The organism is Streptomyces sp. NPDC002784 (genome assembly GCF_053592135.1).
Genome location: NZ_JBSFVD010000018.1, coordinates 74982 through 101973, shown reverse-complemented (window position 1 = coordinate 101973; position 26992 = coordinate 74982). Strand labels below are relative to the sequence as shown.

The window sequence follows — 26992 nt, the reverse complement described above, 5'->3', positions numbered from 1 at the left end:
AGCGGCCGGCGGTAGCGTGCTCGCCGTGATGGTGGGCACCGAAGAGACCCGGCTGGTCGTCCTGCGCGGCAACAGCGCCTCCGGGAAGTCGTCCGTTGCGGCCGGTCTGCGCGAGAGGTTCGGGCGCGGCCTGGCCCTGGTCGGCCAGGACAACCTCCGCCGCATCGTCCTCAGGGAACGCGACCGCCCCGGTGCCGCGAACATCGGTCTGATCGACCTGACCGTCCGCTACGCCCTGGATGCCGAATTCCACGTCGTCCTCGAAGGCATCCTCTACGCCGACCACTACGGCGACATGCTCGCCCAACTGCGCACCGACCATCGCGGCCCCACCCACGGCTACTACCTGGACGTGCCCTTCGGTGAAACCCTCGTCCGGCACGCAACCAAGCCGATCGCCGATGACGTCAACGAGACGCAGTTGCGCGACTGGTACCGAGAGCGCGATCTGCTGCCCAGCGGTACGGAGACTGTGATCGGCGCGGACAGTGCCCTGCACGAGACGGTTGGCCGCATCATGCTCGACACGGAGCTGGCGTACTTACCCGCTGTGGACCGCTGACCTCAAGCCGGGTTCTTGGTGCAAACCTGTTTCCCGGTGCACTCCTGCCCGGACAGTACCGGTAAGTGACGGGCGATGAGGCCCAGGATCGTGCCACTGATCTCGGCGCCGCCCGCTCTCTGGGCGCGGGCACCGCGAAGGCGAACCGCTCGAAAGCCGACCGGGCCCCTGTAGCGGTTGCGCTCGCCCACGAGGGGTGCAGAACAGCGCGAAGCCCTGGTCCCGCGGGGAGACCAGGGCTGCCACTCGTATGACGCGGCGCCGACGCCAGGGCGTGGAATCCAAGACCCCGGACTGCCCCGATCCGACGTGGGGAGGATGCCCCGCCATAGGACTAGTGCGTCCGCAGTGTCGGGTCTACTTGCTGTTGACCGGGATGACGTCGATTCCGAGCCACGGACCTTCCGTCCAGGGCTGATTCGCCTTGATGCCTCGGTAGATCCAGTAGCTGCGGGTCTGCCCGTCGGCGGGGATGCCGATCTGCCAGTACTGCTCGTGCCCGTTGTACGCCTCGGTGCCGGGGAACTCCCAGCCGCTCTTGGGGGTGGAGATCACCCCCCTGCCCCGCACATCGCGAGAGCCGACCCAGTTGGGGCCCCAGGCGCTGTACTGAACTCTGTAGTCCTTGAAGGGCGCTGAAGGCGGGCAGCTGACAGTGATCTGACCCCAGTGTGCTTTCGTGTCGATCCCGAGTTTCACGCTTTCGTTGACGGTGCACATGGACGGGAGGTTGACGTGGACCCTGCCGCGGTCGTCGTCGGCGCCGTGGTCCGCGCTGACGCTGGTCCAGCGGTCGGGGGATTGGGTGGGCAGGAGATGCTGCGCCGCGTCGGCGAGGCTGCTGACGTTTCCTGCGTCGAGGTTCTGGCCGAAGGGCCGGAAGTCCTTGCCGGGGACGCAGGCTCGTTCGCCGCACTCCAGCAGCCAGCCCTGGGCGATGACGATGTCAGCGATGTTGTGCCCGAAGATGTAGTCGAGCTTGCCATTGGGGGCCTTGCGCCACAGGTCCGACACGGTCTTGGACTTGTAGTACACCGGTCGGGCCGACATCATCCGCAATGGTTCGATCTTGATCTTGTTGCTTTGGGAGAACGAGACCGAATCCTTCTTGCTGATCTGATCCGGGCTCGAAGGGATGGTGATGTTGAGCGTGTCGCTCTTCCCCGGCTTTCCACCGCCCGAGGTGAGGGCGTTGGAGATCAGCTTGTACGCCGTCGCGGCGTAGCCGAGCGCGGATCCGACCTGGCTGGCCAACGAGGGACCTGCCGAACTCGTGATCGTCTGGGAGGTGCTTGTCACGTTCTGCACGGTGAGTTCCTGCGAGGCGCCTGGCACCAGCTGCTGCGTCGTGCCCGCTGGCGACATGTAGAGGTTCTTCTTCTGGGAGAAGGGCAGCGCGACGTAATACTTCAGGCCGTCCGCCGGCAGGTCGGCCGGGCGTTGGTAGGTCCCGTCGCCGTAGCCTCCGAAGCTGTCGTCCGCGCGCGCGGACGCGCCACCGACACCGGGCAGCGCCACAGCCAGCGTGGCCCCTGCCACCAGCGAGGTCAGCACCCGGCGAGCCGCCCCATGAGTGCGGGATGCGGTTTCGGGGCGGCGGCGCCCCCCGCAGCGTTCGCCGGACCAGCAACGTCCAGACACCACGTGTGCCAGTACCCGCGATCGTGTGAATGAGGAAAAGCGCATCACGTCTCCTTCGTTGACGACTTACCTGGCATACGCCCACCCGGGCTGGCATATGCTGCAGGCGCGTGCGGAAGTGCGGCGGAGTCCGCCCAAAGGAGCATTCGGCATACAAGAACCGACATCATTCAGGTCGGCAGCGGTGCCGGGCGTTTCCTCTCGCGGCGGCCTTGGGCGGCTTCGCGGGGGCCTCTGGATCCCGGGGCAGGGGGCGACGCCGAGTATCTCTTCACGTGTCGGGGTGGCGAGCGGGATCCCTTGACCGTCGGTGATGCGGTGGCTCGGGCCGCAACGGACCGATGAGCGGCCACGGTTCAACCGAGACAGTCCAGAGCCGCGACTGGCGCTTTCCCTGCGCGGGGGATGCGACGCCGTAGTGCGCCAGCAGGCGGCGATGCAGACGCCCTGCGCGACGCCGAGGTCTGCCACGTACACGACGCGCCCACGACCTGGCGCCAACTCCCCGGCACCCGCCTGGTCCGGGCCGTCGGCCGATGGCACCATCTGTGGATGCCTCCCTCTCTTCAGGTCGGTCCGTACACCGTCATCGCGCTCGCCGACGGCGCGGGCCCCTTCTTCTCCCCCCGATCGGAGGCGTTTCCCGATGCCACCGCCGAGCAGTGGGCGGCGGCCGACCGGTTCGATCCCGGCGCGCTCGACGCCGACGGGCGCTGGCGGTTGCAGTTCCGCGCGTTCGCGATCCGCAGCGACCAGGGGGTGACGCTGGTCGATGCCGGGATCGGCCCGGCCGACAGCCCTGCGGCCGCGTGGGCGCCCGTGCCCGGTGCGCTCCCGGCTTCACTGGCCGCCGCGGGGATCGATCCGTCCGACGTGGACACCGTGGTGCTCACACACCTGCACACCGACCACGTGGGCTGGGCCGTCGTCGGCGGAAAGCAGGCGCGGCCGTACTTCCCGAACGCCGCATACCTGTTGCAGCGGGCGGAACTTGACGCGATCGAGGAAGTGAACCCGCAGCTGCGGTCCACGGTGATCGACCCGCTCAGCAAGTCCGATCAGCTACGGCTGCTCGACGGCGACACCTCGCTGCGCGGCGGCGAGCGCCTGGTCGCCACGCCCGGTCACACCCCCGGGCATCAAAGCCTCCTCGTCGCGTCAGGGCGCGAGTTGGTTGCCGTCACCGGTGATCTCCTCGTGCACGCAATCCAGTTGCTCCACCCCGAACTCGCCTACGTCCATGAGATGGACCCTGAGCAGGCAAGAGCCTCAAGGGAGCAGGTGCTCCGCAGCCGGGCCGCCGCCACTCTCCACCTGGCGACCCCGCACCTGACGGAGCCATTCACCGCCTGCTGACCTGGGAGGGCGCACTTGCTGTGGTTGTGGGTCCCAACACCAACTCCCACTCCCGACACCTGCTCCCGACACCAGCTCCCGCCAATTGGTCCAGGCCTGACTGGTCCGCACCCTTGACTGGTCCAGACCAACGCGGTTGAGTGTGCCCCACAGCCCCCCACCACGGCCGCCCCCACGCCGTGTCCGGTCCGCCGGTGCGTGCGGTGCGGGCTCGCTGCGCCCTGCCTCCGAGGTGCGGCCGTGCCCTGCAAAGGAGTTGAGCCTGTGTCGAGACGCCGTCTCTCCGCCGTCCTGGCCGTCCTCGCCCTCGCCGGCACCGCCCCCGTGGTCCTCCCGGCCACGACCGCCGCCGCCGCGGCGTGCTCCAGCTATCCCAACTGGGTTGCCGGTAAGGCGTACAACGCCGGTGATGTCGTCCGCTACACCGACGGCAAGGCGTACATAGCCGAGCACGCCAACCCGGGTTACGACCCGGTCATCAGCACCTGGTACTGGGAGCCGTACGCCTGCGACAGCGGGCCGGGCACGCCCGATGCGCGCTTCGTCGTGTCGGAGGCGCAGTTCAACCAGATGTTCCCCAACCGGAATTCCTTCTACAGCTACAGCGGCCTCACCGCGGCCCTGAGCGCCTACCCCGGTTTCGCCAACACCGGCAGCGACACGGTGAAGAAGCAGGAGGCGGCGGCCTTCCTCGCCAACGTCAGCCACGAAACCGGCGGCCTGGTGCACGTGGTGGAGCAGAACACCGCCAACTACCCGCACTACTGCGACTGGAGCCAGCCCTACGGCTGCCCGGCCGGTCAGGCCGCCTACTACGGACGCGGCCCGATCCAGCTGAGCTGGAACTTCAACTACAAGGCGGCGGGCGACGCGCTCGGCATCGACCTGCTGCGCAACCCCTGGCTGGTGCAGAACGACTCGGCCGTCGCCTGGAAGACGGCCCTGTGGTACTGGAACACCCAGTCCGGACCCGGCACCATGACTCCCCACAACGCCATGGTGAACGGCGCCGGTTTCGGCCAGACCATCCGCAGCATCAACGGCTCCCTGGAGTGCGACGGCAAGAACCCCGCGCAGGTGCAGAGCCGCGTGAACAACTACCAGCGGTTCACGCAGATCCTCGGGACGTCACCGGGCGGCAATCTCTACTGCTGACGGCGGGGCACCGGATGTCGTGACACACGGGATGCATGTCCCCTGGCCAAGTCGGGCCCAGGGGCATGCATCCCGTCTGTGCGTAGGCGCGCCCCAGACTCCCGCCTGCCGCCGACAGCGGCCCACTGCCCCACGTCAGGTAATCGGGCATATGCGCCAAGGCTGAAGGTCACCGCGTTCGGCCGTTCAGGACGCTTTCGTGCCGTCAGACTCCTGGAAGGGAACGCTCCGATGGGGCGTGGGCAGGGGTGATACGGGGTGGGTGTGGCTGAGTGGGGCGGGGCCGACGCCGAGGAGCGCCCAGACGACGGGCCGGCGCGTGCGGTGCCCCGGCACGTGGCCTGCGTGATGGACGGCAACGGCCGTTGGGCGCTGCGGCGTTCGCTGCCCCGCACGGCGGGTCACCGGGCAGCGGAGAGCACTGTCATCGACATCATCGAGGCCGCCCGTACCGCCGGTGTCGAGTGGCTGAGCCTGTACGCGTTCTCCACCGAGAACTGGAACCGTCCCGGCCCCGAGGTCGACTACCTGATGCGGCTGGTGCGCCGGGTCGTGCGCAAGCACGCGCCGCTGCTGCTGGCCCGCGGCATCCGCTGCCGCTTCCTGGGCGCCGCGGACCCGCGCATCCCCGGGGAACTGGCCCGGGACTTCGCCGACTTGGCGGCGCTGACCGCTGACAACCGGGGGATGACACTGACCGTTGCCTTCGACCACGGCGGGCGCCGCGACATCGTCGAGGCCGCCCGGTCCCTGATCCGCAGCGGGACGCCCGCCGACGAGGTCAGCGAGCGGCTCTTCGCGGACCACCTGCCCTTCCCCGACACCCCCGACGTCGACCTCGTCATCCGCACCTCCGGCGAGCAGCGCATCTCCAACTTCATGCTCTGGCAGGTCGCCTACGCCGAGTGGGTCTTCCCTACGGTGCTCTGGCCGGACTTCCGGGCCCCCGACTTCCTCGCCTGTCTGCACACCTACCGGCGCCGCGACCGCCGCTTCGGCGGCGTGCCGCCCCGGACGAACGGAGACCCGTCGTGACCGCATTACCCACCCAAAGGGCCGAGGAGACACCCCTGTTCGGCCCCGAGTCGCAGTTCAGCGCCTTCTTCGACGACCCGCGCTGGGCGCTGGCCATCATCCGTGCCACCGTGCTGGAGGCCGCTCACCCGCAGATCGGCGCCGCCCTCGTCGACAACTCCACCTTCGTCGCCCACCCCTGGCGCCGGCTGCGCAACACGTTCCTGAGCATGCGGCGCATGTTCGGCGCCGACCCGGTGGCGCGGGAGCGGGAGGCCGCCCGGCTCAACCGGCTGCACGCCCGCATGAGCGGCACCGACGCGCGCGGGCGCGCCTACGACGCGATGGACCGGGCGACCCGGGCCTGGGTGGTCGCCACCCTTTTCGAGAGCGCCGTCACCATGTGCCGACTGAGCGGCCAGCCACTCGATCAGGACACGATGGAGCGGATGTACGCCGAGTACCGCTCGTACCTCGCCGCGCTCGACGGCGACGCCGGGGAACTTCCCGAGGACCTGAACGACTTCTGGCGGTACTTCGACCAGGTCGTCGAGAACGAGCTGGAGAACACCGAGGCGGCCCGGGTCATCCTCTACCGGCTCTTCGACCACCTGCCCGCCCCGGCGCTGTTCGAGGGCGCGCCGACCCTGTGGGCGGCGGGCCGGGCGGTCGTCGGTCCGCTCCTCGGCGCCATCACCGTCGCCTCGCTCCCCGAGTCGTACCGCCGCCGGGCCGGACTGACCGAGATGCCCGGCGCCGCCACCCTTATGCAGGGCGCCTACCTCGCCGCCGGGCTCACCCGCTTCCTGCCCGAGGGCTGGATCGACGCCGAGAGCATCATCGAAGTCGTCTCCCTCTCACCCGACAGCGACGACCCCCGCGCCCGGACCGTGACCGCCCTGCGCGCCCGCATGAAACGGGCATCGGCCCTGCTGCGCCTGCTGACCCCGCTGAGCGGCGACGCCGCCCCCGCACCGGCCCCTTCGGCGGGTACCGGGGAGAGCCGGCGCTCCGCGGAGGAGTTCTTCCGGCAGGTGCTGGACCAGACCGGCGACGGCTACCTCGACTGGCCCGACCTCGCCGCCATGGCCCGCGAACTCGCCACCCGCCTCGACCTGGACGAACCCGCGGAGACGCGGCTCTACGACGCCTTCGCCGCCTGGTGGCGCGAGCTGCAGGCGGCCCTGGACACCGACGGCGACGGCCGCGTCAGCGCCGACGAGTACGCAGCCGCCGTCCCCTCCCTTGCCGGACCCGCGCTCATCCGCGTCGCGGAGATCCTCTTCGACGCCACCGACACGGACGGCAGCGGAACCATCGACGCCGACGAGTACCGGGCCCTCTTCCGCACTGCCTTCCACCGCGACCTCACCGCCACCGACGGCAGCTACGGCCAGAGCGCCTTCGTCAGCGACTTCCTGTCCTTCATGTCGGGCCGCCGGACGAACACCCCGTACGACCCCCTTCTCGCGGACGCCTGACGAAGCCGGTGCCCGGCGGGAGACGGCGGCAGGAATCAGGTCGCCGTCGAACGCGGGCACCGATCCGCCCGGCCGGTGCCGTCAGTCCGCCATGGCCTGCTCGACGCTGGGGCGGCAGGGGATGACGTCGTCGACACCGACCAGCTGCAGGACGCGCAGGACGGACTCCTGTGCCGCGGCGATGCGCACCCAGCCGCCCGCGGCGCTCACCTGCTGATAGGCGGCGACGAAAACATTGATGCCGCTGGAGTCCATGAAGGTGACCTCGCTGAGGTCCGCCACGATGCGGGGCCGCTGAGCACCGGCCTCCACGCGCAGAGCCTCGCTGAGCACGTCCCTGACGTCGTGGTCGATCTCGCCGCGGAGGGACACGACACGGATACCGGAGACGATGCGCAGCTCGCTGCAGAGCCGGGCGGGCCGGTTGGCGTTCTCGATGGGGGTCACCGTCTCTTCGGCTGCGTGGGGCATGCCCGGATCGGGGCGTGCGCGGACGATTCTGCCCCACCGCCCAGCCGGATTCACTCGAACGGCTGTACTGGGCACCCCCTGCGGGCATGCGTGGCGAGGAATCGGGTACTGGCGCGCGCATCAGCGGGGAATGAGGGCGAGGCCAGTGGAGCAAGCCGACGGTGACGGCTGTACGACGCCGGATGAATGTCTGATGCGGGCCGGTTACGCGCTGGAGGGCGACGACGCGTGCATCGCGCATGCCCGCCACCACGCCGCGGCCTTCCTCGACAGGGCCCATGCCGACCACCGGCTGCCGGTCTCCGCCTGCGCGAGAGATCTCACGCAACTGGTGGTGAGCGAGCTGGTCACCAACGCCCGCAAGTACGCCCCCGGACCGGTCCTGATGGAGCTGCGCGTCAGCGCCCGCGCGGTGGACGTCGTCGTGTGGGACAGCGATCCGACGGTCCCCGTGGCCCGGCCCGCCGATCCGAGCCGGGTCGGCCAGCACGGTCTGGAGATCGTTCACGCGGTCACCGAGGACCTGACCGTCGAGCAGGAGCCGGTCGGCAAGCGGATCACGGCCCGTATCAGCCTGGCCGACACCCTCAACGGCAGCCGGACGTGACGCGGACGAAGGCGTAACCCCGCGCGGGTAGCCCGGTGGACAGGCGGGCAGTACCTGCCTGTCCCATCAACGCAGTTTTTGCAGACTTCCCGCGCCGCCAGCTCCCGTCGAGCGGCGGGTGTTCGGCAGCGCTCGACGAGACGGCGGCGCGCTTGGCTCACCGAGGTGATGGCGAGGCGGGGCTCGTGGGGGCCTCCTTCGGCGGTGATATCCGGGCGACGAAGAAGAGCAGCACGCCGCAGGTGGCGACCAGGACCCAGCCAGGGCGGGATGCGTGTGCGAGGTCCGTCGGGCCGGCAGCCGCGACCAGGCCGCCGGCGAGAGCGATGCCGATGGCGGAGCCGAGTTGCCGTGCGGTGGAGGTGATCGCCCCGGCCACACCGGCACGGTCGCGTGGCAGTCCGTTGACCGCGGTGTTGGTGATCGGAGCGTTGGCGAAACCGAACCCGATGCCGATGAGCCCGTACGCGACCAGCAGCAGGACCACGCTCGTGTGCGGGGTCAGCCGCACCAGACACAGAGCACCGGCCGTGATGAAACCGCCGGCCAGGAACAGCGGCAGCCGCGGTCCCGTGCGGCCGACCATGCGGCCGGACCAGGGGGCGCACAGGGTCGCTCCGAGGGCCAGGGGCAAGGTCGCCACGCCGGTGGCCAGCGGCGTCCATCCCCGGGTGTGCTGCAGGTAGAGGGTGTTCAGCAGCAGCGTCATGCTCAAGGCGACGAACACCGCCACGGCGCCGACGGCGGCACCGCTGAAGACCGGGCGCCGGAAAAGCCCCAGATCCATGAGCGGCTCAGGCCGGCGGGACTCGACCCACACGAATGCCGCTGTCGCCGCGGCCCCACCCGCGTATCCCGCCAGCATCGCGGGCGAGGTCCAGCCGATGCGCGGCCCTTCGATCAACACGCCGACCACGACGGCGAGGACCACGGTCAACAGGACCTGGCCGGGCAGGTCGAGCCGCCGGGCCCGCGGTGCCCGGGACTCCGGCACGAACACCGCACTGAGCAGCAGAGCGGCGCCGATGACGGGGGCGTTGATCCAGAACAGCGCCCGCCAGTCCAGCACCGCGAGCAGCGCGCCACCGGTCAAGGGCCCGGCGGCCATGCTCAGTCCGAACACCGACGCCCAGATACCGATCGCCTGTGCCCTTTCCTTCGGGTCCGGCATCGCGTTCACCACGATCGCGAGCGCCACCGGACTGAGCATGGAGGCACCGACGCCCTGCAGCGCACGGGCCGCGATGAGTACGCCCGCCGACGGGGCGAGCGCGCACAGCAGGGAGGCCACGCCGAACACGGCCAGCCCGCACTGGAACACCCGGCGGCGTCCGAAGCGATCCGCCAGCGCGCCGGAGGAGATCAGCAGACTGGCCAGGACGAGGGTGTAGGCGTCCACGATCCATTCCAGACCGTGCGTGTCGACATCCAGGCCATCCCCGATGGCCGGCAGACCCACATTGACGATGGTCGTGTCGAGGCCCACCAGGAACATGCTCAGACAGCAGACGGCCAGTACCGTCCAGCGTCGGCGCGCACTGAGCAGGGGTGGAACAGAGTGTGTCGTGGCGGTCATGGCCTGCCTCTGATCTGCGGGAACAATGCCCGGCAAGGCTCACCCCGAGCGGGGGCCGCGGCCCAGCAGTTTTGCGAACACTGCAAAACTGGGTCCATGAACACAGAACGCGGGGACGCGGAGCTGGAGCAGATCCTCGACGGCATCGGACCCCGGCTGCGCAAGCTGCGCCAGGAACGCGGACTCACACTCGAGGCACTCGCCACCACGACCGGGATCTCCGTCAGCACGCTGTCCCGGGTGGAATCGGGCAAGCGCCGCCCTACGCTGGACCTGCTCATCCCGCTGGCACGGGCGCACCACGTCGCACTCGACCAGCTGGTGGCGGCACCGGCCACGGGTGACCCCCGGGTGCACCTGCGGCCCGTGCGCAAGGGGCGCGGCAGCGTCCTGGTGCCCCTGACGCAGTACCCGGGCCGAGTACAGGTCTTCAAGCAGGTACTGGCACCCCGTGAGCCCGAGCTGGTCACCCACGAGGGCTACGAATGGCTCTACGTCCTCGCCGGTCGGCTGCGCCTGATCCTTGGGTCGCAGGACGTCACGCTGCGGCCGGGTGAAGTGGCCGAGTTCGACACCACCGAGCCCCACTGGTTCGGCCCGGCGGACACCGACACCGTGGAGATCCTGCACCTGTTCGGTCCCCGAGGAGACCAGGCCGTCGTCCGCGCCAAACCGGCCACCACCGAGCCCGCCCCGCCGGCCGCCTCGGACGTACCGTCAACTGGGCGGTGAACCGTTGCGGCGTGTGGTTTTCCCCACCCTCAAGGGGGGCTTACCGGATGGGCAACGAGGAGGGTGCGCTGCGATCGTATGTCCCAAGGACGACTGGTCGGTTGTTCATGACGAAGGGACACCTCATCGATGCGCATCCTCCTGATCGGGCCGCCCGGGGCCGGCAAGGGCACGCAGGCGGTGCGTCTTGCCGCGCAGCTGTCGATCCCGCACATCTCCACCGGTGACCTGTTCCGCGAGCACATCGCCCAGGGCACCGAGCTAGGGCGGAACGCCCACGCGCACCTACGCGTCGGCCGTCTGGTACCGGACGACGTCACGATCGGGGTGATCGAAGAGCGTCTTGCCGGTTCGGACACCGAGAATGGATTCCTGCTGGACGGCTTCCCCCGCAATCGCGCCCAGGCGGAGGCGCTGGACGGCATCCTGGCCGCCTCGGGGTCGAAGCTGGACGCCGTGCTGGAGCTGGAGATTCCCGAGGCCGAGGTGATCAAGCGGATCGCTGGACGATGGTTGTGCCGTGAGGACCGCGACCACATCTTCCACGTCGACTACAGCCCGCCTGAAGCGCCAGGAGTCTGCGATGTCTGCGGCGGTGAGCTGTACCAGCGCGATGACGACCGCGAGGCGACTGTGCGTAAGCGGCTGGAGGTCTATCGCGGCGAGACGGCGCCGGTCGTCGACCATTACCAGGCTCAAGGTGTGGTGACCGCGATCTCGGCCCTCGGCCAGGTCCAGGAGGTCCTGGACCGCGCGCTGGCCGCGATCGGTCACCGCCGGGTCGATGCGTCGGGCGTGTAGATCGGACGAACCGCGGCTTGGGCTCCAGTTCGATCCCATGCTCAGTAGCCGGGCGGGATCCGGTCCTGGGGCTCATCACCCATCTGTGCCGCACCGTCGTCCACGGGACCGTCGTTCACGGGCACCCGCTCGGCCACGGCCGGGTCGGTCGAGTCGGAAATCAGCTCCGCGATGCGCAGAGTGCACTCCCACTCCGACAGCTTGCCTTTGATCACCACCAGGTATGTCTCCTGGTCGGTGAAGCGGTACACGCGGCGCCGCTTCTCGACGATGTTTTTGCTCGGTACATACGTGTGGACGGCGGCACGGAGCGCCGTCAGTGCCTGGTCCTTCGTCTCCAGCCCACGGCGGATGAACTCGGTCCTGTACACGTCGCTGTAGTACTCCGCGATCACGACCCAGTCGCCCATGCCCGCTCCCCGCTCGGCGCCGTTGCCAGTCAGTCAGTCACAGCTCAGGTTCCGGAGCAAGACACCGGCGGGCCACGCTCATCCGTGGGGCCGGAGTGTCACATTCGCACTGCTGTGCTTATCCCCGGATGAGCTGGGAACTCGCAGGTCATCACAGCCGCCCAGCGTCGAGGGACGGGTCTCGTACCCGCCGAGGGAACAGCGCTCGGATACGTAGGAGTGACATTGACTATGCGCATCGGTGTGGAGGAGGAGTTTCACGTCCTGGAGGTGGAGAGTGGACTGCTGGTGCCGCGCGCGGACGCGATCCTGCGGCGGCTTCCTCAAGAGACCTTCACGACAGAGCTGCACCAGTGCACCGTCGAGGCCAACAGCTCGGTGCACGCGACTCTGCACGACCTGTACGCCGACCTCACCCGCCTGAGACGTCAGCTGGACGCGGCCGCGTCCTCGCAGGGGCTGGCCGTGGTGGCGGCGGGGACGGCCCCGCTGGGGCCCGCGGACGCGGCGTGCCCCACCGCCGACGCCCGCTACCTCCACATGGCCGAGGAGTACCGCAAGGTCGCCGACGAGCAGCTCATCTGCGGCGCCCAGGTCCACGTGGACGTGTCCGACCGCGACACCGCCGTACAGGTCATGTGCGAGGTCGCGCCCTGGCTGCCCGTGCTGCTGGCGGTCTCCGCGAGTTCGCCGTTCTGGGAGGGGGCCGACACGGGGTACGCGAGCTGGCGTTCCATGGTGTGGCAGCGCTGGCCCACCGCGGGCCCGGCCGGCTGCTTCTCCAGCGCGGCCGAGTACGACGCGGCGGTGGAGGACGCCGTACAGGCCGGGATCATCAGCGACCCGGGGATGATCTACTACGACGTCCGCCCCTCCTCCCATCTGGACACGCTGGAACTGCGCATATGCGATGCCTGCCCGCGTGCCGAGACCGTCGTGCTCATCGCCGGACTCTTCCGCGCCCTGGTGACCGAGGCCCTGGAACGGCTGCGCGAGCGCGGTCCCAGTTGCACCGGTCGGCACGAGTGGCTGCGGGGCGCGGCATGGCGTGCCGCCCGGTCGGGGCTCGAAGGCGCCCTGGTGGACCCCGAAACCCACCGCGCGGCACCCGCGCGCCAGGTCCTGCGCAAGCTGGTCGCCCGGCTGCGGCCCGCCCTGGAGGCCCACGGGGACTGGGACACCGTCCTCGGGCTGACCGAGGCGGTCCTCGCGGACGGAAGCGCCGCCCGGCGCATCCGCCGTACGGCACAGCAGGAGGACGTCCTCGCCTGTGTCGACATGCTGATAGCCGAGACCCGCGGCGAACGCGCACCTCGCCGGTCCACGCTGCTCGGCCCCCGGCTCACCCCGGCCGTCGCCGGACGCGGCCCGCGCTCTTCCGCCGGTTCCGGGGCGCCGGGGGCCATCGGCCTCTGATGGGTGGTGCGTGTCATGAGACCGCCACCGGTCCCGCAGCTTCCGCGCGCGGCGCCGATATGCAGGCGCTCGCCGCCTCCGTCGGCGCGGCCTTCTCGGGCATCACCGCCCGCCGTGGTTCGTTCCGCCCCCGTTGTGGAACGTGTGTCCTGTCCCCGTGCAGAAAGGGTTTCGTCATGTCGTGCAGTACCCCCCGGATCCCGTCCGGAGGGCGGGCGCCGGTCATCCCGTCGCGGCGCACCGCCGCCGGTAGCCGGAAGGGAGGCGGGACGTCATGTGCGGTCTGAGCGGGGAGATCCGTTTCGACGGCGAGCGGCCCGACCTGGCGGCCGTCGGACGCATGACCGACGGGCTGGCCGACCGCGGACCCGACGGGCAGGGCACCTGGACGCGGGGCGCGGTGGCGCTGGGACACCGGCGACTGAAGATCATCGACCTGTCGGACCGGGGCGGGCAGCCGATGACGGACGCCCGGGGAGAGGTCACCGGCGTCTTCAACGGCTGCGTCTACAACTATCCCGAGCTGCGCGAGGAGCTGCGCCGCCTGGGGCACCGCTTCGAGTCGACCTCGGACACGGAGGTGGTCCTCAACGCCTACCTCCAGTGGGGCACCTCCTGCGTCGAGCACTTCCGCGGCATGTTCGCCTTCGCGATCGTCGAGCACCGGACCGGCCGGGTGATCCTCGCCCGTGACCGCCTCGGCATCAAGCCGCTGTACCTGGCACAGACACCGCAGCGGCTGCGGTTCGCCTCCACGCTGCCCGCCCTCCTCGCCGCCGGGGACGTCGACACCTCACTCGATCCGGTCGCCCTCCACCAGTACCTGAGCTGGCACGCCACGGTCGCGGCGCCGCGCACCGTCCTCAAGGGCGTGCGCAAGCTTCCCCCGGCCACGGTGCGGGTCGTCGAACCGGACGGCACCCACAAGGATCACTGCTACTGGCAGCCGTCCTACACCCGCCGGGCGGAGTACGCCGGCATGAGCGCGGACGAATGGCGGGACGCGGTCCTGGACGCGCTGCGTACGGCCGTGCGCCGCCGCATGGTCTCCGACGTGCCGGTCGGCGTGCTGCTCTCCGGCGGGCTCGACTCGAGTCTGATCGTTGCTCTGCTGGCCGACGAGGGCCAGCGGGACCTGAAGACGTTCAGCGTCGGGTTCGAGACGGAAGGCGGTGAGAAGGGCGACGAGTTCCAGTACTCCGACCTCGTGGCCCGGGAGTTCGGCACCGACCACCGCCGGATGATGGTGCCCTCCGAGCGGGTCTCCACGGCGCTGGACGGGGCGGTCGCCGCGATGAGCGAGCCGATGATCAGCCACGACGTGGTCGCCTTCCACCTGCTGTCCGAGCAGGTGTCCAAGGAGGTGAAGGTCGTGCAGAGCGGGCAGGGCGCCGACGAGGTCTTCGCCGGCTACCACTGGTACCCGCGGCTGGCCGAGGTCGCGCGCGAGGACGAACCGGAGCGCTACGCCGACACGTACTTCGACCGGTCGCACGCCGATCTCGCCCGCATCCTGCGGCCCGAGCTGCTGCCCGACACCGACGTCTCGGGCGACTTCGTCCGCGACCACATGGCGGTACCGGGCGCGCAGACCGCGCTGGACGCCGCGCTCCGCCTGGACACGCACGTCATGCTCGTCGACGACCCCGTCAAGCGGGTCGACAACATGACCATGGCCTGGGGCCTGGAGGCCCGCGTGCCCTTCCTCGACCACGAACTGGTGGAGCTGGCGGCAGCCTGCCCGCCGGAACTCAAACTGGCCGACGACGGCAAGGGCGTGCTGAAGGCGGCGGGCCGCAAGCTCCTGCCCCGCGAGGTCGTCGACCGCCCCAAGGGCTACTTCCCGGTACCGGCCATCCGGCACATGGCCGGACCCGTCCTGCAGCGGGTGCGCGAGGCCCTGGAGGCCCCGGAGGCCAAGCAGCGCGGACTGTTCCAGGAGTCGTACGTCGCCGAGCTGCTCCAGGCGCCCGACGAGCACCGCACCAGGCGGGGTGCGAACGCCCTGTGGCAGATAGCTTTGCTGGAGATATGGCTGCAAACCCACGGAATCAAGTGACCGACGACCGGGGCGTGCGGGCGGTGGACGGCCCGGCGCCGGACCCGCCCGCTCCCGGCACCCTGGGTCCCGCGCCCGTGTCGCTGAAGGACGGCCCGATGTCGCTGAAGGACGACCGGACGTCGCTGCAGGACGACCGGACAGAGGACCGGCCGGGCACGGCCGCCGCCCCCGCGCCCGCACTGGTGACGCTGCCCGAGGCGGGCGGCCCCCGGGACGCCGTGACCCGCCTGCGCGCGCACGGCTGCTGGTACCCCTCCGCCGACGCCGAGGGCACCGAGGCGGCCTTCATCTGCGACCGGGGCGGCGTGCCCCAGCTGTGGGCCGGTTCCGTCGGCAGCCACGAGGTGCGCCTGCTGGACTCCTCACCGGATCCGGTCAAAGAGGTGTCCTGGTCACCGGACGGCCGCTGGATCGCGTACACCACCGCCCCGGGCGGGGGCGAACACACGCGCGTGCTCTGCGTACGGCCCGACGGCACCGGCCGCCGCATTCTGGCCGGGGCGGACCCGGCCGGTTCCGCGTATCTGGGGTGCTGGGCGCACGACGGTTCGGCCGTCGCCGTCACCGTCGCGGCTCCGGCCCCGGTGGGGCAGACCCTGCTGGAGCACGGGGGCCCGGGGGACGGCCTGCTCACCGGGGCCCGCCCGGGGGCCGACTGGGCGGACCGGGACGGTCACGCGACACTCCTCGGCCCGGCCGCGTACGACGCCACGTCGAGGACCGGACCCACCGGGACGCCGGCCGACACCACGGCTCCCGCCGCCCGGCCCGGCGGCGGACTGTCGGTCTACCTGATCGACCCCGACGGCCTCGCGTCCCCGGTGCTGCTCACCACGGAAACGCACGCCGCCTCCCTGCGCGCGTGCGACCTCAGCCACGACGGCCGCTTCGCACTGCTGCGCCGGGGGCCGCGCGGACGGCGCGAGGCGGTCGTCCTCCGCACCGCCGACTCGGCCACCACCTTCGCCCTGTCGGTCGCCGACGGCGACCCCTGGATCGGACGGTTCTCCCCGGACGGGCGGACGCTGTGGCTGCGCAGCAACGACGACCGGGAGTACGCGGCACTCGTCGCCGTCGCCCTGGACGCCGGCGGAAGGCCGAAGAGTACGTCCGTGGCAGCCGAACGCGACGGAAACGACCTCGAACTCCTCGCCCTCGCCCACGACGGCTACACCGCCGCCCTGGCATGGAACGTGCAGGGCGCCAGCGAGCTGGAACTCGTCGAGACCTTCCCCACCGGGCAAGCCTCCGACGACACCGGCCCGCCACGTCCCCTTCCCCTGCCCCACGAGGTCGTCACCCGGGTGACCGCCGCCGGAGCCGGGCGGCTGCTGCTCGCACTGTCCGGGTCGCAGCGCCGACCGGGTGTCTGGTGGGCCCACGAAGGCGTGTCCGTGCTGCGTACGCCCTGGTCCGCCCAGGACGAGGACGCCGTCCCGCCCGGCCGCCCACCGGTACGGCCCGTCCCCTTGCGGCTGACGGCACGCGACGGGCTGCCCCTGAGCGGCTGGTACTACCGGGCGCCCGGGCGCGCCCCCGACGAACCCGCACCGTGCGTCATCCACCTGCACGGAGGTCCCGAAGAACAGGAACGCCCGGTCTTCAATCCGCTCTACCACGAGCTGACCGGGCGCGGCCTGGACGTCTTCGCCCCCGACGTCCGCGGATCCCTGGGCCACGGCCGGTCGTTCGTCGACGCGGACCTGGGCGCGGGCCGCTTCGCCGCGTTCGACGACGTCGCGGACTGCGCGGCGCACGCGGTCACCGCGGGCCCCGCCGACCCGACGCGGCTGGCGGTCATGGGCCGCTCGTACGGCGGCTATCTGACGTTCGCCTCCCTCGTGTGGCACCCGGACCTCTTCCGCACCGGAGTCGCCGTCTGCGGCATGTCGGACTTCCTGACCTTCTTCGCCGGTACGGAGCCGTGGATCTCGGAGTCCGCGGCGCACAAGTACGGCCACCCGGAGCGCGACCGCGAACTGCTGCGTGCCCTGTCACCGATGAGCCGTATCGAGGCGCTGCGTGTTCCGCTGCTCGCCGTGCACGGCGAACACGACACCAACGTGCCACCGGGGGAGTCCCAGCAGTTCGTACGGGCGGCGCGGGAACGGGGCATCCACGCCGAGCTGTTGACCCTGCGCGACGAAGGTCACGACTTCCTGCGCGCGGACAACCGGCGCCTGTTCCGCCGCGCCGCGGCCGACTGGCTGCAACGGCACCTGAACTACCGCTACTGAGATGTGGCGTTGGCGAATGCCAGTCGGCTGTGGACGAGCAACTCGCGCACCGCGGGGTTGTGCGCGCTCCTCCAGACCAGGGCCAGCAGCGCCGGTGCGTCGACGTCATCGATGGTGCGGGCGGTGAGCCGGTCGCGGTAGCTCTCGGCCATCGAGTTGCTGAGGACGGCGACGCCGAGCCCGCGGGCGGCGAGGTCGGCGATGGCATCGGCGGCGCTGGCCTGCAGCGCGATCGTGGGCTGGAGACTCTGGGCGGCGCAGGCCTGGTCGAACACCGCGCGCAGGCCCGTGCCGGGCGGCATGCACACGATCGGATGGGCGGTCAGGTCGCGCAGGGTGATTCGCCGCTGCTTCGCCAAGGCGTGCCCGGCCGGGACCGCCGCGACGAGGCGTTCGCTGATGACGGTCAGCGCTGCCAGACCGTCGGGGGTGGCGGTTGCGGTCCCGATGAGCGCCATGTCGACGGTGCCGTAACGCACCCCCTCGGCGAGCCGGTCGGAGCTGTCCTCCAGCAGCGAGATCTCCACTCCGGGATGTGCCTCGTGGAATGCGGCGAGGGCGTCGAACAGCGGGGTGATGGTGCAGCCGATGACCATCCCTACGGTGAGCCGGCCTCGGATCAGGTCCGTCACCTCGCCCACCGCCTGGCCGACCGCCCCGGCTGCCGCGAGTGCGGTACGGGCGTGTTCGAGCGCGGCCTTCCCGGCGGGCGTGAGGGTGACGGTGCGGGCGGACCGGTCGAACAGCTCGGCGCCGAGTTCCCGTTCGAGCTGGCGGATCTGGGCGCTGACGCCGGACTGGCTGATGTGCACCCGCTCGGCCGCACGCGTGAAGTTGCGCTCCTCGGCGACGGCGACGAAGTACTCCAGCTGCCTCAGCTCCATGACTCAGAATTCTAGTGTGCAGAAAATCCAGCTGTTGGACTTCTGGGAGGTCGCCGACCACGCTGAGAGATGCCGGAACCCGACCTCTCACGGAGGAACTCATGCCGGAGTACGAGAAGGCCATGCGGCCCGAAGACCTCACCCGCTTGTTCGTCGAGCGATCCAACGCAGGTGACGCGGCTGGGGTCGCCGCGCTCTACGAAGAGGACGCGGTGATGGCCTATCCGCCCGGAGAGCTGACGGTGGGCCGGGAGGCGATCCGCGCGCTGTGGGAGAAGGTGCTGGCCAACGCTCCCCGCTTTCAGCCGGAACCACCCCTGCCGACGCTGGTCAACGGCGACATCGCTCTCACCTCGACCCCACCCAAGGACGGGGCCGGCGCCCGGGCGCAGGTCGTCCGGCGCCAGTCCGACGGAAGCTGGCTGCGCATGCTGGACCAGCCCGAGTTCGTCCCCCCACTCGCTGACGCTCAATCGGCCTGATGGGAGGCCGAGTTCAGGCGGCGTGAGACGATCGGCGACCGCGCGACCGGGCGGCGGGCCCTCGCCTGCCGCCCTGAACCAGCCGCAGGTGACGGGGACGGGCATGGCGAGGCGCCTTGACCGAGCGCATCAACCAAGCCTCCAGCCGGTCCATACCGAACAGCAGGACCCCCACCACCGGCAGCACCATGCATGCAACCAGGACCACGCCCAGGCTCCCTCCGCGACCGACAACCCCTTCCTGGGTGCCCGTGCAGCGCCAGGCCACCAAGGCCAAGTGTGAAGAAGCCGTGCCGCTCCGACGTTCCTCAAGTGATGGCCGAAACCACAACTGCCGTCGCCCGAAACTTGGTTGCCCCAGGCCATACCGGTTGACAGACTCGCCCCGCCGTCGCATGGATCACGGTCGCTTCGGCACCGGCGTTTCATCTCTCAGGGGGAGATCAATGAGACTCAGCGCGCCCAAACGTGTCCTGGCCCGCGCCACCGCCGTCCTCGTACTGGCCCTGGGCATGGCCACCGGGACGACCGGCCTGGTGTCCGGCACCGACGCGCACGCTCTGCCCGTCACCGAAGGATCCTTGAGCTTCAGCGGCGACGAGGGCGACTGGATCAGCCAAGGACAGTCCTACGCCTACTCGACGGCGTCTCAGGACCGCCTGGACATCTCAGCCGACAGCGCCAACAACTCGGTCCGCCTCTGGGTCGACGCGGCGAACGGTGACTGGTGGTCCCTCGATCTCGCGGTGCCGTCCGGCAACACCCTCGCGCCGGGTACCTACACCGGCGCCACCCGCCACCCGTTCAACGAGCCGACCGAACCGGGGCTGGACATCAGCGGGAACGGGCGCGGCTGCAACACGCTCACCGGCGAATTCACCATCTCCGAGGTGGAGTTCGGCCCGCAGGGCTACGTGAAGAAGCTCGATGCCACCTTCGTGCAGCACTGCGAGGGAGGCACCGCCGCAGCGCGCGGCGAGGTCCACATCGACAACCCGGCTCCGCCGGCCGAGCTCGACCTCGGCCTCGCCGTTGCCGTGGAGGGCACCGCGAGCACCCTGAACGGCAAGGCCACCCTGCACGGGACGGTGAGCTGCAACAAGCCGGTACAGGTGGAGGTGTCGGGCGACGTCACCCAGGTGAAGAAGCAGAAGCTCATCCGCGGCTCCTTCACCACGCCGGTGTCCTGCACGCCGGGCTCTCCCGCCGCCTGGACCGCGACGGCCGTACCCACAGGGGACGTTCCCTTCCAGCGCGGCGACGTCGAGGTCGAGGCACGAGCGACGGCAACGGACCCGGACTACGCCCAGCCGGCGACTGTCAGCGAGACGGTGGCGGTGCACCTGAAGCGGGCCTAGAGCAGGAGGCTTGCCCCGGGGCCACTCGCATCTGGCTGTGACGTTCGGCGCCCGTCTACGGTGCTGGCATGACGTCGATCAGACAGGTCTCGCTGGGTGTGCGCGACGACAAGAGGGCAGGCCGGTTCTGGCAGCAGGCACTGGGGTACGTACGGCGTCCTCCACGGTTCGAGGGCGATGACTGGATCGTTCTCGAACCGCCGCCCGGCGAGCGCGGCGTCGCCATCGCCATGGACGCGAGTGACAGTCCCGCCCAGGAATTCCCCCGGATCCACTTCGATCTCGACGCCGGTGACCGGGACCTCGACGAGGAAGTAGAGCGACTGGTGGCCCTGGGGGCGCAGCGGGTCGACTGGCAGCACTACCCGGAAAGCCTGTCCCTCGGAGAGCGACCGTACGTGGTGCTGGCCGACCCGGAAGGCAACCGCTTCTGCGTCGAGGGCCACCGCCGCGGTTGACCGGTACCAGCCGGAGGATCGGGCGGCGGGTACCAGGCCGCCCGCTACTGATGACCGCCGCCGCAGACGAGCGCTCGGCGACCACGGAACATGCGCACCACCTCGGGAGGTGGCGGACTCACGCCTCCATCAGGGCGTTCACCACCGCCTTGGCCACCCGGCCGGCCCGTTCCGGTGTCCAGTGACCCGGCTCCTCGATGGAGGAGATGTAGTAGCCGCGGGTCAGCAGAGACAGGACGTCGGCGGCGAGGGCGGCGTCGGCGACTCCCGCGTCGATGGACGCCTCCAGGAACTCCTGGCGCGTTTCGCGGGGTTCCTGGCGGTCGACGCCCCCCGGGTCGGCATGTGCCGACGACAGCATCTCGACCCAGAGCATGCGAAGCAGCAGGTCCTCGGGTTCCGTGCTGAGGTGCCACTCCACCGTCGCGCGCAGCCGGTTGGCGCCGGTCAGGTCCTGCACCCGGGCTTCCAGGTCGGTCCGCCACCGCGACTCCGCGGCGCGGACGGCGTTGGTGATCAGGGCCATCCGCGTGGGCACGTAGTTCGTGACCATCGCCGTGGACCCGCCCAGCTCTTTGGCCACGGCACGGATGGTGACGGCTCGCGCACCGTCCCGTGCGGCGACAGCGAGTGTCGCCTCGGCGATTGCCTCGCGGCGCTGGACTTCGTCGACGTCGATCGGCATGGAAGCAACCTAGCTCAGAGGGGGGTTGACGTTAAACACACCTGGATGCAACGCTGTTATATCACGTTGTTTTCTAAAGATTCGCCCCGTGGAGGGCCTCATGAGCCTTGCCGTCCATCGCGTCACACCCGAACCCGTCCCCGCACAGGCGCGGCAGTACGCGGTGCGCATGCGCGACGGAGTGCGGTTGGCCACCGATGTGTACGGCGCCGACCAGGAGGAGCCGGCACCGGCTGTCCTGGCCCGCCTGCCCTACGACAAGAACAGCCGGTACGTGTTCTTCGAAAGGATCGCGGAAAGGTTCACCGCGCACGGCTACGTCGTGGTGGTCCAGGACGTCCGCGGCAAGTTCCGTTCGGAGGGCCGGACCCTGGGCTGGACCGGAGAGGTCGACGACGGCTACGACACCCTGGAGTGGATCACCCGCCAGGCGTGGTCCGACGGGACCGTGGGCATGTTCGGCGACTCGTACTACGGGTTCACCCAGTGGTCCGCGGTCTCCAGCCAGCACCCCGCCCTGCGAGCCATCGTCCCCCGGGTGACGTGCACGACGAACGCCCCCGGCACAGCCGCGTACGACCCGGGCTCCGGACGGCAGCCCGTGTGGCTGGAAGGAACCACCTACCAGGCGCAGGTGTGGACCGACAACGACATTTACCAGTTCGACGTCGATCTCACCAGGCGCCCGGTCGTCGCCGCCTACGAGGAGGCGTTCGAGGCGATCGGGAAGCGCTCGCCGGGCTTCGACCTCATCGTCGGCGGCATCCCCCTCGATCCGTACAACGGACCACACCCCTACGACGCTCGTCCCGTGCCGGTGCTGCACTGCGTGGGCTGGTTCGACAACCTCGGCACGGCCCACATGCGCGATTACGCGGAGCTGGCCGAGCGCCCCGGCTGGGCGGCCGTGCAGTACCTGATCGCCGACACGATCGACCACGAGAACTACTTCCTGGAGGACGCCCCGGCATCCCCCGCCACCGATCACCTGGCCGACGACGCCGCCCTCGAGCGCATGCTGGACTCCTACACCGGCCCCGCGATCGAGTTCTTCGACATCTTCCTCAAGGGCACCGCCCCACCGGACTCGCTGCCGCGAGTGCGCTGGAAGCTGGGCCACGAGGGCTGGCGCACCGCCGCCAGGTGGCCACTGCCCGAAGCCGCGACGGCCCAGCTGTACCTCGCGGAGCCGGCCGCCGCGACCGGCACGGTCCCCGGCGGGACGCTCGCACCGCGTCCGGCGCCCACGCCCGACGCGGTGGAGTGGCGATACGACCCGGACGACCTCGTGCCGTCCGCCGCGGCCGACACCTTCCTGCAGTTGCGCGACCACGTCGACGAGCGCTCCACCCTCGACCGGGACGACGTCCTCGTGTTCACGGGGACCGCCTCCGACCGGCCGCTCGACCTCGCCGGACCCGCGCACGCGGTCTTGCACGTGGAGAGCACGGCACCCACCTTCGACGTCTTCGTCCGCCTCCTCGACCTGGCCCCGGACGGCACGGCGCGGCTGATCCTACGAGGCTGCGCCCAGGCCGACGCGCCCGGAGAGGTGGAGATCGCCCTGGGACACACCGGCTACCGGGTGCGGCCGGGACACCGTCTCGCCCTGATGATCGCCGGCAGTGACTTCCCGAACCACCTGCCCAACTCCGGCTCACAGGAAAGCCCGTGGCGGACGACCGCCCCCAAGGCGAGCCTCCAAACGCTCCGGACCGGCTCCACCCACCTCTCCCGGCTGTGCCTGACCGTCCTGCCCACCAGCGGCGAATAGCCCCCGCACCCTGGAGGGCACATGCTCCCTCTGCGACAACTCCTCAGCACTCCACCGGACATCGGCACGGCGGTGCACCGGCATCTCCCGGCCACCGCACCCCGCCGCGAGGGAAGTGATCCGAGGTGACCGGCCGCTTCGTTGCCACCCGGCTGGGCATGCTCCTCGTCACCGTGGCCGTCTCCAGCCTGGCCATCTACGGCGCGATGTTCCTCACCCCGGGAGACCCCGCCACCCTGCTCGTCGGAGGCAGCCGGAATCCCGACCCGGCCGTACTGGCGCAGATCCACCGGGAGTACCACCTGGACGACCCGTTCCTCCAGGGCTACTGGCACTGGTTCAGCAACTGCCTGCAGGGCGACTTCGGGAAGTCTCTGGTCTACCGGGACTCCGTCGCCGACCTCATCGGCGCCCGCGCCGGCGACACCCTCGCCCTCGTCGTCTACGCCTCCGTGCTGGTCCTCGCCGTCGGCACCGTGGCCGGCACCATCGCCGCACTGCGCGGCGGCCGCACGGAGACCCTCGTCACGACCCTGACGGCCGGCGCGATGGCGGTTCCGACCTTCGTCATGGCGGTTCTGCTCATCTGGCTCTTCGCCGTCCAACTCCCTTGGTTCCCCGTCTACGGCGCGGGCGAGGGCTTCACCGGCACGCTGACGCACCTGACGCTGCCCGCTGTCGCCCTGGCCCTGACCTGGATCGGATACGTCGCCCAGGTGACGCGGACCGCCGTCCGCGCGGAGACACGCTCGGAGCACGTGGAGACCGCCCGCAGCCGCGGTGTCCCCGAACGCACGGTGATCCGTCGGCACGTGCTGCACAACGCGTCCGGGCCGGTCTTCGCCGTCTCCGGCGTCGGCATCGCCGGAATCATCGCGACCGCGGCGGTCGCCGAGCAGGCGTTCGGCACCGGAGGGCTCGGAGCACTCATGATCGAGGCCGCCGCCAAGCAGGACATGGCCGTCGTACAGGCCGTGTCGCTGATCTTCGTGGTGGTGTTCGTCGTCATCAACACCACCGTCGACCTGGTCAGCGCCGCCCTCGACCCCCGGGCCGCGCAGAAGGAGGCCCGATGACCACCGCCCTGCTCGCCCCCCTGGCACCAAAGCGGCGTACCGGACGCCCGCGGGACCACCTGACGTTCGGCGCGGGATGCGTCGTCGCGCTGTTCGTTCTGCTGGCGCTGGTCGGGCCGCTGCTCGCCCCGCACGACCCCAACGCGGTCGATCCCCTGAACGTGCACGCCGGACCGTCCACCGCTCACCTCCTGGGAACGGACGACACCGGACGCGATCTCCTCTCCCGGCTGATCACCGGAACCCGCGCCAGCCTCGCCGCCCCCGCCCTGATCATCGCCGTCTCCACCCTGCTCGGCACCCTGCTCGCGCTGGCTGCAGCCTGGTTCGGGGGCTGGCCGGACCGGCTGATCTCGGGCGCTCTGGACGTCGTGTTCGGCTTCCCGGGGCTCATCATGGCCGTCCTCGTCGCCGCGGTCTTCGGCGCCGGGCTCACCGCACCGATCGTCGCCCTGTCGATCGCGTACCTCCCCCTCATCACCCGCGTCGTCCGCTCCGCCGCGATCAAGGAGCGCAACCTCCCCTATGTCTCCGCGCTCCAGCTCCTCGGCGCACCCACCGCCCGCATCTGGCTGCGGCACCTGCTGCCGAACCTGCTGCCCCTCGTCCTCGTCCAGGCCACCATCGGCTTCGGCTACGCCCTCCTCGACGTCGCCGCGATCTCCTTCCTCGGCCTCGGCAGCCAGCCCCCGGACCCGGAATGGGGGCTGATGGTGACCAACGGAGCTCCCTCCATCCTCGCCGGCCAGCCCCAGCAGTCGCTGTACGCGGGCATCGCCATCCTGATCGTCGTCGTCGCCTTCAACCTGCTGGGGACGGGACTGTCCCGACGTCTGCTCGGAGGGCACGCATGAGTCCATCGCCCCTGCTCCGGATCGACGCCCTCGGCATCGACCTGCCCCTCGACGGCGAGCTCCGGACCGTCGTCCACCGCGCCGACGTCAGCATCCCCGAAGGAGCGGCCGTAGCCCTGGTGGGGGAGTCCGGATCCGGCAAGTCTCTGACGGCCCGTTCCGTTCTCGGCCTCCTGCCCCAGGGCGCCCGCGTCCACGGAGACGTGCTGTTCGCGGGGGAGTCCGTCCCGCGGATGAGGCCCGACCGTCTCCGCGCCTTCCGGGCGAGTGAGGTCGCCATGGTGTTCCAGGACCCGCGGGCCCACATCAACCCCGCCCGCAGCATCGGTGACTACCTCGTCGAAGGTCTGACCACCACCAGGGGTGTCCGGGCCGCCGATGCCGTCGAGAAGGTCACCGGAATCCTGCGCGAGGTCGGCATCGCCGACGCCGGCCGGCGCATGCGCCAACGCCCCCACGAACTGTCGGGCGGCCTGCTCCAGCGCGTGATGATCGCCGCCGCCCTGGCGGCCGAGCCCCGCCTGCTCCTCGCCGACGAGCCCTCCACCGCACTCGACGTGACCACGCAGGAGGAGGTGATGGCCATCATCGGAGAGGCCCGCGAAGCGCGCGGTCTCGCCATGCTGTTCATCACCCACGACCTCGAACTCGCGGCCGCCGTGTGCGACCGCGTCGTGGTGATGTACGCGGGCACGACCGTGGAGGAACTGCCCGCCGACCGGCTGCGCGGGCGGGCCGCTCACCCCTACACCCGCGCGCTGCTCGCCTCGCGTCCCTCGGTCCTTGCCGTCGGCGCGGAACCCCGTTCGATTCCGGGCAGACCGCTGTCCGGCTTCGAAGCACCCGACGGATGCGCCTTCAGCGACCGATGTCCTCGCGTCCAGGACCCCTGCCGCAGCCACCGGCCGGAACCGAGCCCGGCCGGTGACGGCACCGCCGCGTGCCACTTCCCCCACGCGTCCGCTTCCGAGGAGGCCGCCAGCCATGCTTGAAGTACACAGCCTCCGCAAGGAGTTCGGCGGCTTCGTCGCCGTCGACGAGGTGACCTTCTCGCTCCCGGAGCGAGGCTCCTTGGCCATCGTCGGTGAGTCGGGGTCGGGCAAGACCACCACCGCGCGCATGATCGCCGGACTGGAGAGACCGAGCCGGGGCCGCATCACCTTCGCCGAGGAGCGCGGGCCGGGCCGGTCGGGCGGACACCGCACCCGTGCGCGGCAGATCCAGATGGTCTTCCAGGATCCGTACTCCTCCCTGGACCGCCGCCAGCGCGTCGGTGACGCCGTCGCGGAGGCTGTCGCGCTGAATCGGCGCCTGCCAGCGGACCGGCTCCGCGCCCGCGTGGCCGAACTGCTCGACATGGTCGGCCTGGACGACCGGCAGGCGCGCTCGCTGCCGAAGGCGCTCTCCGGGGGACAGCGTCAGCGCGTTGCGATCGCCCGCGCCCTGGCCGCCGATCCGCGCGTTCTGATCCTGGACGAGGCCGTCGCCGCCCTCGACGTGTCCATCCAGGCACAGATCCTGGGCCTGCTGGCCCGCATCCGTGCGGAGACGGGAGCCGCCCTGCTGTTCATCACGCACGACCTCGGGGCCATCCGGCACATCAGCGACGACGTCATGGTCATGCGGGCGGGACGGGTCGTCGAACACGGCCCCGTCGCCACAGTCCTCGCCGACCCCCAAGACCCGTACACCCGGCGTCTGATCGCTTCCATCCCCAAGCCGGGGTGGAAGCCGCAGCGGCGAACGAACGACGCCGCCGCCTGACCTACGGCGCACACACGGTCCACCCGTTGACGGAGGACGTCTGTCCCGGCGAGCAGCCGGACAGGCGTCCTTTCGCTTGTGTCAGCACGGACGGTGGCGACCTTGAGCACACGTGTGCCCGCAGGCGAAGGAAAGC

Annotated in this window: 25 protein-coding genes; 19 read left to right on the top strand and 6 right to left on the bottom strand. The window is 70.6% G+C overall.

Features of this window, described 5'->3' with window-relative positions; genetic code table 11:
- Nucleotides 1-28: 28 nt before the first annotated feature.
- A complete protein-coding gene (locus ACWD1Z_RS26935; RefSeq protein ID WP_451122167.1) occupies nt 29-562 on the top strand; it encodes a kinase in 534 nt (177 codons plus the stop codon).
- A 357-nt stretch (nt 563-919) separates the two neighbouring features.
- On the opposite strand, the gene ACWD1Z_RS26930 is transcribed toward ACWD1Z_RS26935, so the two are convergent.
- A complete protein-coding gene (locus ACWD1Z_RS26930; RefSeq protein ID WP_451122166.1) occupies nt 920-2116 on the bottom strand; it encodes a hypothetical protein in 1197 nt (398 codons plus the stop codon).
- Between the two features lie 639 nt (nt 2117-2755).
- On the opposite strand from ACWD1Z_RS26930, the gene ACWD1Z_RS26925 reads away from it, so the two are divergent.
- From ACWD1Z_RS26925 to ACWD1Z_RS26910, 4 genes are all read left to right on the top strand, one after another.
- Nucleotides 2756-3559: an MBL fold metallo-hydrolase gene (locus tag ACWD1Z_RS26925; protein WP_451122165.1), complete on the top strand. Its 804-nt coding sequence runs from the start codon at nt 2756-2758 to the stop codon at nt 3557-3559.
- Between the two features lie 264 nt (nt 3560-3823).
- A complete protein-coding gene (locus ACWD1Z_RS26920; protein ID WP_451122164.1) occupies nt 3824-4714 on the top strand; it encodes a glycoside hydrolase family 19 protein in 891 nt (296 codons plus the stop codon).
- 258 nt (nt 4715-4972) lie between these two features.
- Complete coding sequence (gene uppS / locus ACWD1Z_RS26915; protein WP_451122163.1) at nt 4973-5749, top strand: polyprenyl diphosphate synthase; 777 nt, start codon at nt 4973-4975, stop codon at nt 5747-5749.
- Nucleotides 5746-7209 carry an oxygenase MpaB family protein gene (locus tag ACWD1Z_RS26910; RefSeq protein ID WP_451122162.1) on the top strand — a complete coding sequence of 488 codons (1464 nt, stop codon included), beginning with the start codon at nt 5746-5748 and terminating at the stop codon, nt 7207-7209. Before uppS ends, ACWD1Z_RS26910 begins: the two co-directional genes overlap by 4 nt.
- An 81-nt stretch (nt 7210-7290) precedes the next feature.
- Here the strand turns inward: ACWD1Z_RS26910 and ACWD1Z_RS26905 are convergent, their stop codons facing one another.
- Nucleotides 7291-7680: an STAS domain-containing protein gene (locus ACWD1Z_RS26905; protein ID WP_451122161.1), complete on the bottom strand. Its 390-nt coding sequence runs from the start codon at nt 7678-7680 to the stop codon at nt 7291-7293.
- 193 nt (nt 7681-7873) lie between these two features.
- On the opposite strand from ACWD1Z_RS26905, the gene ACWD1Z_RS26900 reads away from it, so the two are divergent.
- Nucleotides 7874-8287, top strand: a complete 414-nt coding sequence (locus tag ACWD1Z_RS26900; protein ID WP_389420903.1) for an ATP-binding protein — start codon at nt 7874-7876, stop codon at nt 8285-8287.
- A gap of 157 nt (nt 8288-8444) precedes the next feature.
- On the opposite strand, the gene ACWD1Z_RS26895 is transcribed toward ACWD1Z_RS26900, so the two are convergent.
- Entirely contained in the window at nt 8445-9863 is a 1419-nt protein-coding gene (locus ACWD1Z_RS26895) for an MFS transporter (RefSeq protein ID WP_451122160.1), read from the bottom strand.
- 96 nt (nt 9864-9959) lie between these two features.
- On the opposite strand from ACWD1Z_RS26895, the gene ACWD1Z_RS26890 reads away from it, so the two are divergent.
- Both ACWD1Z_RS26890 and ACWD1Z_RS26885 read left to right on the top strand, forming a co-directional pair.
- Entirely contained in the window at nt 9960-10595 is a 636-nt protein-coding gene (locus tag ACWD1Z_RS26890; RefSeq protein WP_451122159.1) for a helix-turn-helix domain-containing protein, read from the top strand.
- A gap of 129 nt (nt 10596-10724) precedes the next feature.
- Nucleotides 10725-11396, top strand: a complete 672-nt coding sequence (locus ACWD1Z_RS26885) for an adenylate kinase (RefSeq protein WP_451122158.1) — start codon at nt 10725-10727, stop codon at nt 11394-11396.
- Nucleotides 11397-11437: 41 nt separating this feature from the next.
- On the opposite strand, the gene ACWD1Z_RS26880 is transcribed toward ACWD1Z_RS26885, so the two are convergent.
- Entirely contained in the window at nt 11438-11806 is a 369-nt protein-coding gene (locus ACWD1Z_RS26880; protein WP_451122157.1) for a hypothetical protein, read from the bottom strand.
- A gap of 231 nt (nt 11807-12037) precedes the next feature.
- Here ACWD1Z_RS26880 and ACWD1Z_RS26875 point away from each other — a divergent pair, with 231 nt between their 5' ends.
- The 3 genes from ACWD1Z_RS26875 (at nt 12038) to ACWD1Z_RS26865 (ending at nt 17521) form a co-directional block, all read left to right on the top strand.
- Entirely contained in the window at nt 12038-13222 is a 1185-nt protein-coding gene (locus ACWD1Z_RS26875) for a carboxylate-amine ligase (RefSeq protein ID WP_451122156.1), read from the top strand.
- A 274-nt stretch (nt 13223-13496) separates the two neighbouring features.
- Nucleotides 13497-15281, top strand: coding sequence for an N-acetylglutaminylglutamine amidotransferase (locus tag ACWD1Z_RS26870; protein WP_451122155.1), 1785 nt, complete (start codon nt 13497-13499; stop codon nt 15279-15281).
- On the top strand, nt 15278-17521 hold the full coding sequence (locus tag ACWD1Z_RS26865; protein ID WP_451122154.1) for a S9 family peptidase: 2244 nt from the start codon (nt 15278-15280) through the stop codon (nt 17519-17521). The genes ACWD1Z_RS26870 and ACWD1Z_RS26865 overlap by 4 nt, the downstream gene beginning before the upstream one ends.
- Here ACWD1Z_RS26865 and ACWD1Z_RS26860 read toward each other — a convergent pair.
- Complete coding sequence (locus ACWD1Z_RS26860) at nt 17515-18405, bottom strand: LysR family transcriptional regulator (protein ID WP_451122153.1); 891 nt, start codon at nt 18403-18405, stop codon at nt 17515-17517. The genes ACWD1Z_RS26865 and ACWD1Z_RS26860 overlap by 7 nt on opposite strands.
- 101 nt (nt 18406-18506) lie before the next feature.
- Between ACWD1Z_RS26860 and ACWD1Z_RS26855 the strand changes: the two genes are divergently transcribed.
- The 3 genes from ACWD1Z_RS26855 to ACWD1Z_RS26845 all read left to right on the top strand — a co-directional run bounded on the left by ACWD1Z_RS26855 (nt 18507) and on the right by ACWD1Z_RS26845 (nt 20703).
- Complete coding sequence (locus ACWD1Z_RS26855; RefSeq protein WP_451122152.1) at nt 18507-18887, top strand: YybH family protein; 381 nt, start codon at nt 18507-18509, stop codon at nt 18885-18887.
- Nucleotides 18888-19333: 446 nt separating this feature from the next.
- On the top strand, nt 19334-20245 hold the full coding sequence (locus ACWD1Z_RS26850) for a hypothetical protein (protein ID WP_451122151.1): 912 nt from the start codon (nt 19334-19336) through the stop codon (nt 20243-20245).
- 68 nt (nt 20246-20313) lie between these two features.
- Nucleotides 20314-20703 carry a VOC family protein gene (locus ACWD1Z_RS26845; protein WP_451122150.1) on the top strand — a complete coding sequence of 130 codons (390 nt, stop codon included), beginning with the start codon at nt 20314-20316 and terminating at the stop codon, nt 20701-20703.
- Nucleotides 20704-20821: 118 nt separating this feature from the next.
- On the opposite strand, the gene ACWD1Z_RS26840 is transcribed toward ACWD1Z_RS26845, so the two are convergent.
- The gene (locus ACWD1Z_RS26840; protein ID WP_451122149.1) at nt 20822-21388 is read right to left on the bottom strand and encodes a TetR/AcrR family transcriptional regulator; all 567 of its coding nucleotides are present in this window, start codon (nt 21386-21388) and stop codon (nt 20822-20824) included.
- 100 nt (nt 21389-21488) lie between these two features.
- On the opposite strand from ACWD1Z_RS26840, the gene ACWD1Z_RS26835 reads away from it, so the two are divergent.
- From ACWD1Z_RS26835 to ACWD1Z_RS26815, 5 genes are all read left to right on the top strand, one after another.
- Nucleotides 21489-23162: a CocE/NonD family hydrolase gene (locus tag ACWD1Z_RS26835; RefSeq protein ID WP_451122148.1), complete on the top strand. Its 1674-nt coding sequence runs from the start codon at nt 21489-21491 to the stop codon at nt 23160-23162.
- A gap of 125 nt (nt 23163-23287) precedes the next feature.
- Entirely contained in the window at nt 23288-24238 is a 951-nt protein-coding gene (locus ACWD1Z_RS26830; RefSeq protein ID WP_451122147.1) for an ABC transporter permease, read from the top strand.
- Complete coding sequence (locus ACWD1Z_RS26825) at nt 24235-25092, top strand: ABC transporter permease (protein ID WP_451122146.1); 858 nt, start codon at nt 24235-24237, stop codon at nt 25090-25092. The genes ACWD1Z_RS26830 and ACWD1Z_RS26825 overlap by 4 nt, the downstream gene beginning before the upstream one ends.
- A complete protein-coding gene (locus tag ACWD1Z_RS26820) occupies nt 25089-26084 on the top strand; it encodes an ABC transporter ATP-binding protein (RefSeq protein WP_451122145.1) in 996 nt (331 codons plus the stop codon). The genes ACWD1Z_RS26825 and ACWD1Z_RS26820 overlap by 4 nt, the downstream gene beginning before the upstream one ends.
- Nucleotides 26077-26856 carry an ABC transporter ATP-binding protein gene (locus ACWD1Z_RS26815; RefSeq protein WP_451122144.1) on the top strand — a complete coding sequence of 260 codons (780 nt, stop codon included), beginning with the start codon at nt 26077-26079 and terminating at the stop codon, nt 26854-26856. The genes ACWD1Z_RS26820 and ACWD1Z_RS26815 overlap by 8 nt, the downstream gene beginning before the upstream one ends.
- Nucleotides 26857-26992 lie beyond the last annotated feature (136 nt).